The organism is Variovorax sp. Soil_C_12, assembly GCF_057657375.1.
Genome location: NZ_JBDGIO010000002.1, coordinates 748,392 through 762,442, shown reverse-complemented (window position 1 = coordinate 762,442; position 14,051 = coordinate 748,392). Strand labels below are relative to the sequence as shown.

13 protein-coding genes are annotated in these 14,051 nt (G+C 63.9%); 5 read left to right on the top strand and 8 right to left on the bottom strand.

The features are described from left to right. Positions 1-95: 95 nt before the first annotated feature. The 3 genes from AC3A6X_RS08655 to AC3A6X_RS08645 all read right to left on the bottom strand — a co-directional run bounded on the left by AC3A6X_RS08655 (position 96) and on the right by AC3A6X_RS08645 (position 2,127). The gene (locus AC3A6X_RS08655) at positions 96-323 is read right to left on the bottom strand and encodes a hypothetical protein (RefSeq protein ID WP_487841788.1); all 228 of its coding nucleotides are present in this window, start codon (positions 321-323) and stop codon (positions 96-98) included. A gap of 626 nt (positions 324-949) precedes the next feature. Further along, positions 950-1,291: a DUF6572 domain-containing protein gene (locus AC3A6X_RS08650; protein WP_487841787.1), complete on the bottom strand. Its 342-nt coding sequence runs from the start codon at positions 1,289-1,291 to the stop codon at positions 950-952. Between the two features lie 44 nt (positions 1,292-1,335). Then, positions 1,336-2,127, bottom strand: coding sequence for an SDR family NAD(P)-dependent oxidoreductase (locus AC3A6X_RS08645; RefSeq protein WP_487841786.1), 792 nt, complete (start codon positions 2,125-2,127; stop codon positions 1,336-1,338). Positions 2,128-2,371: 244 nt separating this feature from the next. Between AC3A6X_RS08645 and AC3A6X_RS08640 the strand changes: the two genes are divergently transcribed. The 3 genes from AC3A6X_RS08640 to AC3A6X_RS08630 are packed head-to-tail and all read left to right on the top strand — an operon-like array spanning position 2,372 to position 5,516. Then, complete coding sequence (locus tag AC3A6X_RS08640; protein ID WP_487841785.1) at positions 2,372-3,415, top strand: catalase; 1,044 nt, start codon at positions 2,372-2,374, stop codon at positions 3,413-3,415. Then, the gene (locus AC3A6X_RS08635; protein WP_487841784.1) at positions 3,412-4,059 is read left to right on the top strand and encodes a hypothetical protein; all 648 of its coding nucleotides are present in this window, start codon (positions 3,412-3,414) and stop codon (positions 4,057-4,059) included. Before AC3A6X_RS08640 ends, AC3A6X_RS08635 begins: the two co-directional genes overlap by 4 nt. Then, a complete protein-coding gene (locus tag AC3A6X_RS08630) occupies positions 4,059-5,516 on the top strand; it encodes a Dyp-type peroxidase (protein WP_487841783.1) in 1,458 nt (485 codons plus the stop codon). Before AC3A6X_RS08635 ends, AC3A6X_RS08630 begins: the two co-directional genes overlap by 1 nt. A gap of 45 nt (positions 5,517-5,561) precedes the next feature. Here the strand turns inward: AC3A6X_RS08630 and AC3A6X_RS08625 are convergent, their stop codons facing one another. Continuing rightward, entirely contained in the window at positions 5,562-8,921 is a 3,360-nt protein-coding gene (locus tag AC3A6X_RS08625; protein WP_487841782.1) for an AAA family ATPase, read from the bottom strand. A 102-nt stretch (positions 8,922-9,023) separates the two neighbouring features. Here AC3A6X_RS08625 and AC3A6X_RS08620 point away from each other — a divergent pair, with 102 nt between their 5' ends. Further along, positions 9,024-9,785, top strand: coding sequence for an SDR family oxidoreductase (locus tag AC3A6X_RS08620; RefSeq protein WP_487841781.1), 762 nt, complete (start codon positions 9,024-9,026; stop codon positions 9,783-9,785). A 984-nt stretch (positions 9,786-10,769) separates the two neighbouring features. On the opposite strand, the gene AC3A6X_RS08615 is transcribed toward AC3A6X_RS08620, so the two are convergent. Continuing rightward, positions 10,770-11,093, bottom strand: coding sequence for a DUF1090 family protein (locus AC3A6X_RS08615; RefSeq protein WP_487841780.1), 324 nt, complete (start codon positions 11,091-11,093; stop codon positions 10,770-10,772). A gap of 63 nt (positions 11,094-11,156) precedes the next feature. Here AC3A6X_RS08615 and AC3A6X_RS08610 point away from each other — a divergent pair, with 63 nt between their 5' ends. Continuing rightward, a complete protein-coding gene (locus AC3A6X_RS08610) occupies positions 11,157-11,363 on the top strand; it encodes a hypothetical protein (protein ID WP_487841779.1) in 207 nt (68 codons plus the stop codon). Between the two features lie 2 nt (positions 11,364-11,365). Here AC3A6X_RS08610 and AC3A6X_RS08605 read toward each other — a convergent pair whose 3' ends face one another. From AC3A6X_RS08605 to AC3A6X_RS08595, 3 genes are all read right to left on the bottom strand, one after another. After that, a complete protein-coding gene (locus AC3A6X_RS08605) occupies positions 11,366-11,890 on the bottom strand; it encodes an AAC(3)-I family aminoglycoside N-acetyltransferase (RefSeq protein ID WP_487841778.1) in 525 nt (174 codons plus the stop codon). A 122-nt stretch (positions 11,891-12,012) separates the two neighbouring features. Beyond that, positions 12,013-12,600, bottom strand: coding sequence for a spermidine synthase (locus AC3A6X_RS08600; protein WP_487841777.1), 588 nt, complete (start codon positions 12,598-12,600; stop codon positions 12,013-12,015). Next, positions 12,576-14,036: a hypothetical protein gene (locus tag AC3A6X_RS08595; protein ID WP_487841776.1), complete on the bottom strand. Its 1,461-nt coding sequence runs from the start codon at positions 14,034-14,036 to the stop codon at positions 12,576-12,578. The genes AC3A6X_RS08600 and AC3A6X_RS08595 overlap by 25 nt, the downstream gene beginning before the upstream one ends. Between the last annotated feature and the right edge of the window lie 15 nt (positions 14,037-14,051).

Here is a 14,051-nt window from a genome sequence, read left to right as displayed (position 1 = left end):
AGACAGGGGCGCAACGTTTGCCATCCGCCGCGGGCTCAGCGGCGGGCTACCGCGAGCGGTGCGAGCGGTTTAGTCCGTTGGCCGAACTGAGACCCTTACTGTCGTTCGCTCTCAAGATAGCAGCTCAGAATCTGCGCTTTGCGATACGTGTCCTCCCCGTCGATGGTTTGTTGAGCCTCGTCAAACTCCACCCAGTAGAAGTACTCCGGCCCCCTCACCGTATCCACAGGCTCAGGCTCGCTCACGACAACTCCGCGACAGGCAGTTTTCCATCCGCCAAGCGGCGAAACCGATACGCGGTCGAACAGGGCAAAACTCTTCATAGGTACATAGCTCATTCGCGTTCTGAAGGCCCCCGGGCAATGCCGGCTTCTGGCCGACTGTAGTCAGTCGCGGCAAGTGCGCCGGGGTCCAAGGCAGAAGGTGGGCTCATATTAAGGACACCTTGAACGCGCTCCTATTCGTTTACGGCTTGTACGGCTTGAACAGACGGGCTCCCAAAGAACCATCGCCGGGTCTCCGACCGGGCAAGAAACCCAAGAATCACCAGACACGCTGCGCCCTCCACGAAGGCCACGGAACGAGCCGCCGTGGTTAAGGCGCCGAAAGCTTCGGGAGAGGGTGGAAAGGCGATGCTCATGAGAGGAAAAAACGACCGCCGTCCACATGACGCAGTGCCAGGTCCAGCGTCTTCTGGCCATGAACAGCACCACGAGCAGCGCCATTCCACTTGCGAGCAGCGGCGTCGTGAATCGCGGAAAACCAACCTCGTAGAAGGGGCAAGGCCGGCCTTCGCCAGAAACGCACTGGCAAGGGCAACGCAAGCCAGCATCAGAATCTTGGGCACGTGCTGACAATTCCTCTAAGTCTGTCCGTTCGGGGCCGGATTCTCGCTTGTTGGGCGTCCATTTTGAAGGTCTGGTCCTGGCGGACTGTAGCCTGTGAACCGCTACGCTGGATCATCGGCGTAGCCGCCCGTGGACGGAGCTTGACGCAAGGACGCGCCGTAGTTTGCGGTGACAGCTTCGGCCTGCTTCAGGAAGCGCGCCGCGTCCGCAGTCGGCCGAAATTTTGTATACACATCGATAACCAACTGCCGGCCCTTGGCGTTTGGGTACGCGACATAGATTTCACCGGACTCGATGAAGCCGAGGTATACGTTAATTTTGTCCTGCAGGTGACCAAGGTGTTCCGTGTTCCAGGGCAGGTGGTCGAAGATGCTCAGCCGAACCTCGCCGGTCTCTTTGTCGGTGCCGACGGCGTCAACGGTAGCGGTGTTTTCGACGGCCATCAAAAGGTTCGGGGGAAGGGCCGGTTGTGCCCGAGAGCCGTTGCCTAGAACGCGCTTTTCGTACAGCCGCCGTCGACGCGAAGCGCCGCCCCTGTCGTCCCCGATGAAAGCGGGCTGGCAATGTAAGCAACCATGGAGGCAATCTCCGCCGGAGTTTCGAACCTCTTGATCAGAGACGTCGGTCGCACCTTTTCGAAAAACTCCCTCTCATAGGCATCGAAGGACTTGCCATCGGCCTTGGCGAGCGCCTCGACGAATTCGCCCACGCCCCGCGACCTGGTCGGACCCGGCAGGATGCTGTTGACGGTGATTCCAGAGCCGGCGACGGCCTCGGCCAATCCGCGGGAGACGGCCAACTGTGCCGTCTTCGTCATGCCGTAGTGAATCATCTCCGAAGGAATCTGGACCGCGCTCTCGCTTGAGATGAAGATGATGCGTCCCCAGTTGGCACGCCTCATCGCGGGCAATACCAAACGCGCCAGGCGGACGCCGCTCAGGACATTCACATCGAAAAAGCGCGTCCAGTCCTCATCCGGAATTTCTTCGAACGGCTTGGGTTCGAAGATGCCGAGGTTGTTGACCAGAATCTCGATGTCAGGGTACTTCGTCACCAAGGCTTGCGCCGCAGAGGCCATGCTCAGGTCGCCCGCGAAGCCAATGACTTCGCCGCCTTCCGCCGCCTTGATCTGAGCGACCGCGACGTCCACCGAGTTCTGCGAACGCCCATTGACGATAACGCGTGCACCCTCCGCTGCCAGGGCATGCGCAATGGCGAATCCGATACCTGCTGTGCTGCCGGTAACCAGCGCCAGCCTGCTTGTGAGTTGGAGATTCATTGCGCGTGCCCTTCAAAGAGAAATGACGGGATCTGCCAGGCGGCGGAGTGCGACGGGGACAGGCCCTTGAGGCTTAGCGTAGGCGAATTCGAGGCCGCCGTCGAGCGGCCGCTCATGGCCGCATCCCAGGGAACACCTGGACTGGCACCTTGCCTGGCAGCTTCTTCTCGGCAGGTCGAATGTCACTTGTGGCGCCGCCAATGCCGAAGTAGGCTCGCAGATTCTGTCGTTGGAGGCTCCCGCCATGCATCATGAAGTCACGGCAGCGCAAATGTTGGACGCGTTCAAGAAAGATGCCCCCGGACATGTTGCAGAAACTCGCTGGGCGCACACCCATGGCTTGGGTGTCATGGGGCACTTCGTGGCGTCCGAGGTGGCCAGGGAATTCTGCATCGCCGAGCACTTCCAAGGCAGCTCCGTCCCGGTCACAGCCCGCTTTTCGAACGGCTCCTCCGATCCCACGCGCCACGATGAGCGGCCCGATACCCGAGGGCTTGCCGTCAAGTTTCACTACGCCGACGCCACCGATCACGACCTGCTGTCGATGACCTTGGGTGTGTTCGGGGCCAAGACCAGGGAGGATTTTCTGGGCGTGGCAAGCGCTTTCGTTCCGAAACCCGTGGAGCAGGAATCGTGGTTCCGCCGGCACATTCTTGACCCGTTGATGCTGCGAAGCCCTCCACCGCCTCTGCCCGCCGGGGTGACGATCAGCGGCGGTCCCGGTCTCGCGCACTACGCCGGTTCGCACCGGTTCGTCCGGGCCTTCACCATCGAGGCGGGCCTTTCGCAGGTGCCGGTGAGCTGGGCGCGCACTGCGTACCATGCCGTGCATACCTTCGTGGCCGTCGGCCCGGGCGGCGAGCGACGGCCCGTGCGCTTTTCATGGCAGCCGGTCGACGGTGTCTTCCCGGTCCCATCTGACGAGATCGCTGCCAAGGCCACGGATTTTCTGACCACGGAGATGCGGATTCGCCTGGCGCAGTCGACCGCCCAGTTCACGCTGAAGATGGCGATCGGCGACCCGGGTGACGAGGTGGACGATCCGTCCAGGTCGTGGCCCGTGACGCGTCAGACCATCAACATGGGGACGCTCTTCATCGACCAGGCCGCAGAAGAACGGCACGTGGATGTGGAGCGGCTGAGCTTCAATCCCATGCGACTGCCGGCAGGGATCGAGGCCTCCGGCGACGAGATTCTCCGGGCTCGCGGCGAGATCTACCAGCTCGGATGCAAGGAGCGCCGCGGGACCGGTTGCCCCATGCAAGCGGGCAACGGGAGCGCTCGATGAACACGGTCACCAACTGGCTGAAGCAACTGTTCGAGAGGCTCCTGATTCGCATCTGGGCCTGGCTTCAGGAAACCGCGGTCGCACCCGGCGGCCCGCGCGACAGCCCGCAGCCGACCGACAGCCTGATGCGCACGATGAACCTCGTCATGCCGTTGAAAGACAAGACGGCCATCGGCCGCGCCCAGGCCGCACTGGTCATCGGCTCAAGCCTCGACGAAATCTACAGCGGGCTGGACAACGTCGGCACGGTACACATGGCTCGCTTCACCATCGTGGACAACAACCTGCTCATGTTCTCGTTCTACGATGGCGACTTCCACGCGTACATCCGGGACTTCATCATGACGCTGGGGAACGCCTTCGACGGCGTCGTCGGGCTGATCGAGGATCCGCCGCCCCTGCCCTGCTGGCAGCATGTGGACGCTTTCATCGAATGGGTCCACCAGCGCGACGCCTTTCAGTTGCCCGATGATCCGGGAACGATGATCGATGTGGTGGCACCGAACCTGGACAACCTGCAAGATCTGTCGCGCTATCTGGTTCTTCAGCTGGACAAGAACCCGAATGTCCAGCTCGGCGCCTACCGTGCCTACCCGGGCTACTCGGTTGCCCAGGTGCGGCAAAGGTTGGGGGTGGGTTGGTGATGGCCGCGCCGACGAGCAGCGTTGCCGACGGCGAGTCGGTCGACCTGGCCGACGTGCAAGGCAATATTCTGCGCGGCTACCGCAAGTCGAGGGTGCGTCATCTGATTGCGCAGGTGATCAATGCGCGCCAGGCACGCGCATGGGTCGGCGCGACGGTCGGGCCGGATCGCTCGATGGCACCTACGATCACGAACGCTGCGCATTGGGGAGAGCGACCCCCGGACGTGTGCTTCAACCTGGGGATCACTTTCACGGGGATGCAGGCATTGGGTGTTCCGGATTCCGCCACGCGTTCGTTCCCCGAAGCGTATCGGGAAGGCATGGCTGCCCGCGCCTCGAAGATCGGCGATTGGGGCGACTCCGCGCCCGCGCACTGGAAGCCGTGGTTTCAAGACAGCGCTGCGGTTCATTTGATCGTGACACTGCACGCGGACACCCCCGCGCTTCTCGATCGCTTCGAAACGGAAATGATGTCGGGCCTTGCTGGCCACGCGTTCAGGATCTGCGGCCGCAACGAGGGCGCCGCCTTCAACGGCGACGAGGTGCACTTCGGCTACCGTGACAACATCTCGCAACCGCGATTTGCCCAGGTCAGCCCGCCTGGGAAGTTTGACGGTCAACCAAGCGCCCCTCTCGGGACCGTGCTGCTGGGCTACAAGACCGCGCTCGAGCAACTGAAGTGGAACCTGCCGGATCCGCCTGTGCTGGGCATCAATGGCGCGTTCAATGCATTTCGAGTTCTCGAGCAGGACGTGTTTGCCTTCGAAAATTTCCTGGACCACGCCGCCGGACAGTTGCTCGACAGTCCGCTGGCGGACAGTCTCCTGGCCATCGGGGACGAACAAGGTGGCGGCCGTGTGCCGAACCGTCTGGCGGCCATGCGCGAAGTCGTGGCTGCCAAACTGCTGGGCCGATGGCGCAACGGGACACCGCTGGCGCTTTCGCCGCGCGATCCAACCCCCCGTCCACGCGTTTCCGACACCGACTTCGACTACGCCGACGACAACGCCGGATTGAATTGCCCTCTCGGTGCCCACACCCGGCGTACGAACCCACGTAGCGCCAAGATCGTGCAACGGGTCGCCAACCACACGCGTCGGCTGGTGCGCCGCGGCATCCCCTATGGCCCGCCGTTGGGCCCGACCCATCACGATGCGGACGACGGGGTCGAGCGCGGCCTGCTGGGCAACTTCATCTGCGCGGACCTGTCGGCCCAGTTCGAGGCCATCTACTATGACTGGATCAATCTCGGACTGCAGGATCCTCGCATCACGGGCTCCAACGATCCTTTGCTGGGTGCCAACCAGGAAGACGCGAGCTGGTTCGACGTGGTGACCAGCGAGGGTTCGGTCCGGCTGCGTGGCTTGCCGCGTTTCGTTCGCACGCGTGGCGGTGCCTACACGTTCCTGCCGAGCATCAGTGCACTTCGGTGGATCGGCTCGAACGAGAAACGATAGGTCCTTCCTTCCGACTCGACGCCCCACGCCTTGCCATCGTGCAGTTCATCCAAGTGCGTCGATGACCTCTCGCGCGCGGACCAGGTCCCGGGTGCCGAGCCCTTCGGTAAACCACTCATACACCGGAATCAGCAGCGCGCGCCCCTCGGACGCTCTGCCCTCTTGTTGAAGCATTTTCGCGAGGCTGGTCGCGGTGCGCAGCTCCCACGAGCGAGCCTGTTGAGCCCGGGCCCAATCCAGCGAGAGGCGGTAGCTCGCTTCAGCTGCTTCGGCGTCACCGCGCAGCTCGTGCAGCCAGCCCTCCAGCCGCCGGATCTCGGCGTAGTGAGAGCGCTCACCCCAGCCCGGTCGTTCGACTTGTTCGATCTGGCATTCGACAATGCGCAATGCGGCCGACACATCGCCTGTCATGGCCATGCCCTCGGCGAGCAGTGTCTTCAGGTAGGGGTTGCTTCCACCGTATCCGCCGCCCGCTTCGCGCATCGTGAGGCCGGATTGCAGCAGAGCCACGCCCTCGGCGGCCTTCCCGGCGCGTATCAGCGATGCTCCATAACGCAGCGGGGCCACCACCTGCCAAAGCACGGTCAGGCTGTTCTCGCGGCCCAGGCGCTCGCATTCCTGGATGCGCGCGCGTTGCGCCTCTGGTTCGCCGCGATACTCGAACACGTCCGCGCCGGCGGCCAACGCAAATCCCCGATCGAACACGTGACCACGTGTCCGCGCGTGTTCGTCCTTGGCATCGCACTCCGCGACGGCCCGGTCCGGAAATCCGAGCATCCAGCTCACCTGCGCCCGGTAGATGCCCGCGCCGGTCAAGGGATCGTGGTTGATCTCGTCTGCGATATGGCGGTGCTCGACGGGGTCGTAGACGCTCGTCAGCGCCTCGGTGTGCGTGCGACAGGTCAGCAGATCGCCCAGCCAGAACGTGGAGACGCTCATCATCAGATGTGCGGTGACCAGAATGTCGGTGTCACCGCTTTCCTGGCCCATGGCAAGCAACTGCTGGGCCCACTGCACGGATTCCGCGACGCGTCCCTGGCTCAAGGTGTTGGCAAAAAGGCCCCAGTAGACCGGCAGGACGTCCCGCCCTGATGCGGCGGATTCCACCAGTTTCAGCGCAGGCAGCAGGCTCTCCCTCGCTTCGGGAGCGGGCCATCCCTTGGCGGCCATCCAGGAAACGCCGAGGGCTCGCCTCAGCGCGAGTTCGCGCCGGTCGTGCTCGACCGAGCGCGGCAGCGTGGCGATCAGTTTCAGCCCCTGGTTGAGGTGAGAGATGGCCTCGATCAGCGCCATGCGCTTCAACGCCAGTTCGCCCGCGCTCTGCCACAGCGGAATGGCCGCCGCCGCGAGGCCCGCCGCAGTCAGGTGGTGGGCCAGCACTTCGGGCTCGGCGATCTTGATGTTGGCGAAGCGTTCCTCGATCGCCCGGGCGATCTTGGCGTGCAGTTCCTGCCTGCGGCTCTTGAGCAGCGAGTCGTAAGCCACATCCTGGACCAGTGCGTGCTTGAAGGTGTAGCTCGCCTCCGGCGGTGTGCCTCTGCGAGACGCCAGTCCCGACTCGGTCAGCCGCGCGAGGGACTCGTCGAGCTGTTCCCGCGCCATCGGCACCACCGCAGCGATCAACTCGTAGCTGAACACGCGTCCGATCGCCGCGCCGATCTGCGCGATGAACTTGACGGGATTGAAGCGATCCAGCCGCGCCATCAGCGAATCCCGCAGCGTGGCCGGAATGGTGATGTCACGCGCGGCGGCTCGGTATTCGTAGTGATCGGCCTGCTCCGTCAGTTCGCCGGATTCCAGAATGGCCTTGGTCAGTTCTTCCACGAACAAGGGGACGCCGTCGGTCTTGGCGAGGATCTGCTCGAGCAGCGCTGCGGGCAGTGCCTTGCTGCCCGCCAGCATCGACACCATCGCCGCGCCCTGCGCCCGGGTGAGCTTGGACAGATTCAATGCGCTGACATGGCCCTGCTCGGACCAGCGCGGCCTGAACTCCGGGCGGTGGGTGAGCACGATCAGCAGCGGGATGGTGCGGACCCGGTCGATCAACAGGTCGACCACCTCCAGCGAGGTTGGATCGGCCCAATGCACGTCCTCGAACAGCATGACGCTCGGATGCGTGCGCGCAGCGGCTTCCGTGAGATCGACCAGCGTGCGCAGCGTTTCCTGTTTGCGCTTTTGCGACGTCATGGAGTCCGTGCCGTAGCGTTCGCCGCAAGGGATGGACATCATGGAGGCGATGAAGCCGACGTCGGCCAGCGGTCGCCCGTAAACCCCCACGATCAATGCCTCGAGCTTGTCGAGCTTGGACTCGGGCGACTCGTCGGGTGCGAACTTCAACCCCCGCTCGAAGTTGTGGGTGCTGGGCCAGAACGCGCTGTTGACGTAGTAGGGAGAGCACTGAAAATTCAGCGCCTTCGCACCCTGACTTTCAACGCGCTCTCGAAAGGCGTTCAGGATGCGGCTCTTGCCGATGCCCGGTTCGCCGGACAGCACGACAACCTGGCCCTCGCCGTCCTGTGCGAGCGACCAACGCTCCAGCAGGAGGCCGATCTCCTGCTCGCGGCCGATCAGCGGGGTCAGCCCTTCCTGGGTGGCAGCCTCGAAGCGGCTCGCCGCCTCGCTGACACCCACGATGCCATAGACATGGACAGGCTGGGCGATGCCCTTCAACGTCCGCTCGCCGAGATCCTCGTAGTCGAAGCTGCCCCCGGCCAGGCGATGCACCTGCTCGCTCACGAGGACGTTGCCGGGCCGGGCCATGCCTTGCAGCCGGGCGGCCAGATTCATGGCCTCCCCGACCGCGCCTTTTCCCGCCGAGGACACCACGACCACGCCGGTCGCAATGCCGATTCGCACCGCGAGGCGGCCAGCCTCGGGAATCTCCAGCCTGGACAAGGTGTCGATGATCTCCAATCCGGCATGGATGGCCCGTTCGGCCTCGCCTTCGTGCGCCAGCGGGTAGCCGAAGAAAGCCACGACGCCGTCACCCAGCAGCTGGAACACGTAGCCTTCGTAGCGCGCAATGCACACGGCGCAGGCATCCTCGTAGGCGCGGACGATTCGCTGCAGCACTTCCGGATCCACGCGATTGGCGAGCTCGGTGAAGCCGACCATGTCGCAGAACAGCGCGGTCAGTTGGCGGCGTTCGCCTTCGTCTGCCGCTCCCAGGGTCTCGTCGGCGGCTTCCGGTGGCGACGCCGCCGAGAGATCGGAGGCGGTATCCGTGCCTCGAAGCGACCGCAAGGCAGCGGACAACTTCGCGCGCAATCCGATCGGAAGGCCGAGATCTTTCAGGTCAGCCGGCGACAAGACCAGGAGCGCTTCCCAGTCTATGTGCTCGCGCTCCAGCACCTCCGCGACTTCGGTCAACCTGTGCGTGTCGAGCCATTTCCGGACCTTGCTCATGCGCTGCTCCATCGGAGAACTGCGAACCCACCGCAATTTACCCGACTGAATGCCGCACGCCCCACAATAATCATCCATGATCGTCAGGGAAGCGAGACATCCATGACCCACGATTTCAATGGCAAGAGTGTTCTCATCACTGGCGCCGGGGGCGGTATCGGCCGAGCCACGGCGCTGGCCTTCGCGGAGGCGGGCGCACGCCTGATGCTGACCGACGTCGACGTGCCCGCGGGTGATGAAACGGCCGCCTTGGTGCACGCCCGAGGCGGCGAGGCGATGTTCCTGAAGGTCGACGTCACCCGCGAAACCGAAGTGGGGGCGATGGTCGCGGCCACGGTGGCCGCCTATGGGCGACTTGACTGCGCCTTCAACAACGCCGGCATCGAGATCGAGACCTCGCGCATCACGGAATGCGATGAAGCGGTGTTCGACCGCATCATGGGAGTGAATGTCAAAGGCATGTGGCTGTGCCTGAAGCACGAATTGAAACAGATGGAGGCGCAAGGCGGGGGCGCCATTGTCAATACCGCGTCGGTCGCCGGCCTGAAAGGCGCCCCGCGGCTGGCGACCTACGCCGGTTCCAAGCACGCCGTCGTGGGGCTCACACGATCCACGGCGGCTGAGTTCGCCAGACAGAACATCCGCGTCAATGCGGTATGCCCAGGCGTGATTCGTACCCTGATGTCCGAGCGTTGGGCGAACAAGGATCCGGACATGCCAGGCCGCATGGCGGCAATGCATCCGATCGGGCGTATCGGCGAGCCAGTCGAGGTGGCCGCGGTGGTGCTGTGGCTGTGTTCGAGCGATGCATCGTTCGTGACCGGGCTCGCGCACACTGTCGACGGCGGTTTCACCGCCGTCTAGATGGGGTGCCCCCGGGGCGCTCAGGATCACGTAGTGAAGACCGCGATGCCGGTGCGCAAGGAGGCGCTTGCGCAGGCCGCTCGAGCGCCGACTGGATGGCGTCGACGCGATGCTCCATGGAGGCGGTGCGTTGGACGACAGGATTCTGAATGTGCATGGTGATCGCTCCTCGAAAGGTACCTCGCTGCACTCGACGTTACAAAGAATACTAAGAAAGTTCAGTATTCAAGACTGACAACGTTCCACAATCGAGCCAAAGCAACAAGAGGAGATTGCTTTCGATGCGGGAGGTTCGCGAATCAATCCAAGATTGAAAGGACTGCCATGAAAGTTTCACTTGCTCCACGGCTCCTTAGCGCCACCGTGTTCGGTCTTGCCGTCATCCTATCGTCAGCAAGCCCAGCAGCCAAGGCTGAGACCCTCATCTTGCCAGCCGGAGTGGCGTGCAATGGCTTCGACCTGCGTATCGACAGTACCGGTGGCCATCGGGTCGATAGGACTTTCAAGGACACGAATAACAAGCCTGTGCGAACCCTCTCCGCTGGCACAGGTGGGCAGGTGACGTTCACCAACGTTCAAACCGGAGCCACTTTCAGTTTGAAATCTAACGGGTCGGTGACACAGACGACAACTCAAGACGTCAATGACTTTATTGTGGTCACGACAGGGCATCTTGTCCTCATATTGTTTCCCACTGACGTACCGGCCGGTCCGACGACCACGCTGTATGTGGGTCGGGTCGTATACAGGACTGACTCCGCCATGAACTTTACCCTCCTGGGGACTACCGGGAAGGCAACCGACATTTGTGCCCTCCTGGCGAGTTGAATCCTCCTAAAGGCTTCTGTGCGTGGCCAACATTGACCAGTAGTTCCCCGCTATGCCGGGCAACGTGGCCTCACCAACTTTACGGTTGACGACCGCAATGGCGGGCGGGGTGTGCGTCTGTACGGTGTCGCACGTTCGCCTCCGAAGGGTGGCCAACTAGTTCTTCAGGTTGCGTAGCTGCTCTTCCGCGCGGTTGAGTTCCTGCCGCAGGTCCCGGATGACCTGCTCCAGCGCCTCGATGCGCGCTGCACGGGTCTGCGCCGGATCCGGAGTCCTGCAACGAGCTTGCAGTGCAGCCAGGGCCTCGGCAAGCTGCTGGCGGCGCAACATCTGCCCCTTGGAGCGGGCAAGCTCGATGTTCCGCTCGATAGCGGCCTCCTCAGCCTTGCAATCGGGGTTGTCCGCTTGGGCTGTCGGCTGGGCAATGGCAGGAACAGCCAGAGCGAACGCGATGGCCAGGACGTGCGGTTTCAGGGGCATGCCGCATCATGCGCCGGCAGCAACTTCGCGACATACTGAACGGCCCATTGCTGGAGGCGTGACATGGCGGAAAAGAGCTTTGAACATCACGGGCACCAGGTCACGATCAACGTCTTGCAGAACGGCGATCGGTGGAGTTGGTCGTACCGGATCGATGACCGGGAGCCGGTCTCGAACGCAGAATCCGGCGCGCGGTCGGAGGATCAAGCCCTCAGCGAGGCAAGACACGAAGCCATCGCGGCGATCAAGGCACTGCAGGACGGAGCGTAGTTTCATGGCCGCCGCCCGTTCCGTTCGCGGCCGTCGACCGACGCTGTCGCCCCCGAACACACCGGGATGTCGAAATGCAGCACGTCTTCGCGCACCCCCAGCTTTGAGTACAGCGCGATCGCCGGCTCATCCGGAAGATCCGCCTGAACGAAGAGCACATAGGCCCCTCGTTCCGAGCCGATCCGTTGAAGCTCGCGGATCAACGTCGTCGCAATGCCTCTGCGCCTGTGCGTCGCTGCGACCGCCAGGTCGTAGATGTAGATCTCGCTGCGCTCCTGCTCGAACTTCTTCAGCTCGTACGCCGCGAGGCCGCCGACGACCTGCGATCCCTCGAACGCCGCCAGCGCCATGAAGTAGTCGCTGGCGAGCAATTGCCGCAGGTAGGCGGGCCGAGGCCGATGCGCGCCATAGGTCTGCGGATCGTCGAAAGCCTCTCCAAAAACGGACAGGAGGGCATTCATCTGCGGCTCGTCATCGGCCGAAAGACGTCGGATCTGCGTCTGGACGTGTTTGTAACTCTGGGTCATCAATTCAGCTCACGCGTCACGCACATAGATCCGACTCTAGTCTCGTTGACTTCAGCGCTGGACATTTCCCCGCGTCTGCGCCATGAATTCATCGGCCACACAACCTCTGAGCGCGCGCCCGGCTACTTCAGCACCTCAAAGAGATTGTTGAAGTCATCGGTCCACGGCCTGAGTCGCGCCGTTGGGTCGAGCCCGGAAGTCGCGCCGCGGAGTGGCTCGCGCAGGAAGACCTGCGGATCGCGTGCCACGAGCACCCAGTCGCTCGAGTCCAGGCCCGTCAATTTGCTGGGCTGGTCTTCCACCAGCACGGCGTGAAGGCCCTTGGCCAGCGCGATGCTCTCGACCACCGGCGCGAGGGCCAGGTAGCGGTTGCTGACGTGAAAGGCGATCACGCCTTCGGGTTGCAAATGCCGTAGATAGACATCCAGCGCCTCGGTGGTGATCAGGTGAACGGGAATCGAGTCACCCGAGAAGGCATCGACGGCCAGCACGTCGAAGCGCTGCGGGGGCTCGGCGTGCAGCGAGAGTCGGGCATCGCCCAGCACGCGCTCGATGCGCGCGGCGCTGTCGGCCAGGAAGCTGAACTCGCGATCGGCCAGTTGGAAGACCGCGGGGTTGATTTCGTAGAAGCGGTAGACATCGCCGGGCCGCCCATAGGCCGCCAGCGTTCCGGCGCCGAGGCCGATCAGACCGACGCGACGCGCGCCCAAAGGCGCGGCGGCGATCGCGCGGCCGATGCCTGAGTTACGCCCGTAGTAGCTCGTCGGTTACGCAGCGCATTGGCAAGGTACTGCTCGCCGTGCTTGGTCGAGCCGTGGTAGAGCTTGCGCGTCGGGCCCCTGACGCCGACGCGCGTTTCGCTGGTGAGCAGCGCGCCGTAGAAGTTGCGCTCCATGCGCCACTGTCCCCGCATGTCGCTGTGCACCTGCCGCGAGAGAAACCAGGCGCAGCAGCCGGCCACGGCCAGCGATGCGACGATGCCGAGGGGCCTGCGGCGCCACAGCACGGCCGCTGCCAGTGCGCACAGCACCAGGCCGATCCCCAGTTCATAGTAGGCCGGCAGGACATGCGGCGCGACGAGCCCCACGCTCACACCGCCGATTGCGCCGCCGAGCGAGAGCATCAGGTAGAAGCGGGTCAGCCAGGCCGATGCAGGGCGAAGGCGGGCCATCTCGCCGTGCAGGAACATGCACAGCGCGAACAGGCCGATGACGTAGATCGGCAGTGCAGACTTGATCTCGGCACCGATGCGGTGCTGCAAGCCGAAGGCGCACAGCACGAGCATGACCGCCGCGAGCGGCAGGAACAGGCGCCGACGATACCAGCGGTCGCTCTCGAAAGTGAGCACGAAACTCAACAGGTAGACCGACAGCGGTAGCACCCAGAGGAAAGGAACGGCGGCCACGTTCTGCGTGATGTGGTTGGTCATGGCGAGCAGCAGCCAGGAGCCGAGCGCGGGCAGCGCGAGCCACAGCAGGTAGTCGGTGCTGCGCGGCTTCGCGGCCGTGCCCGCCGCGAATGCCGGATTGGCCGGCGCGGCGATGGCCCAGTGGCGCGCCATGTAAAGCGTGGTGCCCGCGCAAAGCAGGACGAAGACGGCATAGGCTCCGGACCAGCCCCAGGCCTGCTGCTGCACCGCGCTGCGCGGCTCGATCAGGAGCGGATAGCACAGCAGCGAGACCAGCGAGGCCAGGTTCGACAGCGAGAAATAGCGGTAGACCTGCGCGCCCCATGGCGTGCGCGCGACCCAGGACTGCACGAGCGGCCCGGTGGTGGACAGCAGGAAGTACGGCAGGCCGATGGTGGCGGCGAGCAGGCCGAGGATCCACAGCGCAGGGTCTTCAGTGCCGCTCGGTTTCCAGTGGGCACTGGCAACGATGGGCAGGAAGGCGAGGCTCGCGAGCAGCAGCGCGATGTGCAGGCGCGCCTGCGTCCGCACGCGGAGGCGGCGCGTGCTCCAGTCGGAATAGGCATAGCCGGCAAGCAGCACGACCTGGAAGAACACCATGCAGACCGACCACACCGCCGCCGAGCCGCCGAACCACGGCAGGATCTGCTTGGCGATGAGCGGCTGCACCAGGAACAGCAGGAAGGCGCTGGTGAAGATGGTGCCGGCGAACAGCGCCCTGGCGTGCGTTGGCTTCATGCGGGTCCCGGCGAC

Coding starts and splice junctions, on each gene's coding strand:
- AC3A6X_RS08655 (WP_487841788.1), bottom strand. CDS start 323: ATGAAGAGTTTTGCCCTGTTCGACCGCGTATCGGTTTCGCCGCTTGGC.
- AC3A6X_RS08650 (WP_487841787.1), bottom strand. CDS start 1,291: ATGGCCGTCGAAAACACCGCTACCGTTGACGCCGTCGGCACCGACAAA.
- AC3A6X_RS08645 (WP_487841786.1), bottom strand. CDS start 2,127: ATGAATCTCCAACTCACAAGCAGGCTGGCGCTGGTTACCGGCAGCACA.
- AC3A6X_RS08640 (WP_487841785.1), top strand. CDS start 2,372: ATGCATCATGAAGTCACGGCAGCGCAAATGTTGGACGCGTTCAAGAAA.
- AC3A6X_RS08635 (WP_487841784.1), top strand. CDS start 3,412: ATGAACACGGTCACCAACTGGCTGAAGCAACTGTTCGAGAGGCTCCTG.
- AC3A6X_RS08630 (WP_487841783.1), top strand. CDS start 4,059: ATGGCCGCGCCGACGAGCAGCGTTGCCGACGGCGAGTCGGTCGACCTG.
- AC3A6X_RS08625 (WP_487841782.1), bottom strand. CDS start 8,921: ATGAGCAAGGTCCGGAAATGGCTCGACACGCACAGGTTGACCGAAGTC.
- AC3A6X_RS08620 (WP_487841781.1), top strand. CDS start 9,024: ATGACCCACGATTTCAATGGCAAGAGTGTTCTCATCACTGGCGCCGGG.
- AC3A6X_RS08615 (WP_487841780.1), bottom strand. CDS start 11,093: ATGCCCCTGAAACCGCACGTCCTGGCCATCGCGTTCGCTCTGGCTGTT.
- AC3A6X_RS08610 (WP_487841779.1), top strand. CDS start 11,157: ATGGCGGAAAAGAGCTTTGAACATCACGGGCACCAGGTCACGATCAAC.
- AC3A6X_RS08605 (WP_487841778.1), bottom strand. CDS start 11,890: ATGACCCAGAGTTACAAACACGTCCAGACGCAGATCCGACGTCTTTCG.
- AC3A6X_RS08595 (WP_487841776.1), bottom strand. CDS start 14,036: ATGAAGCCAACGCACGCCAGGGCGCTGTTCGCCGGCACCATCTTCACC.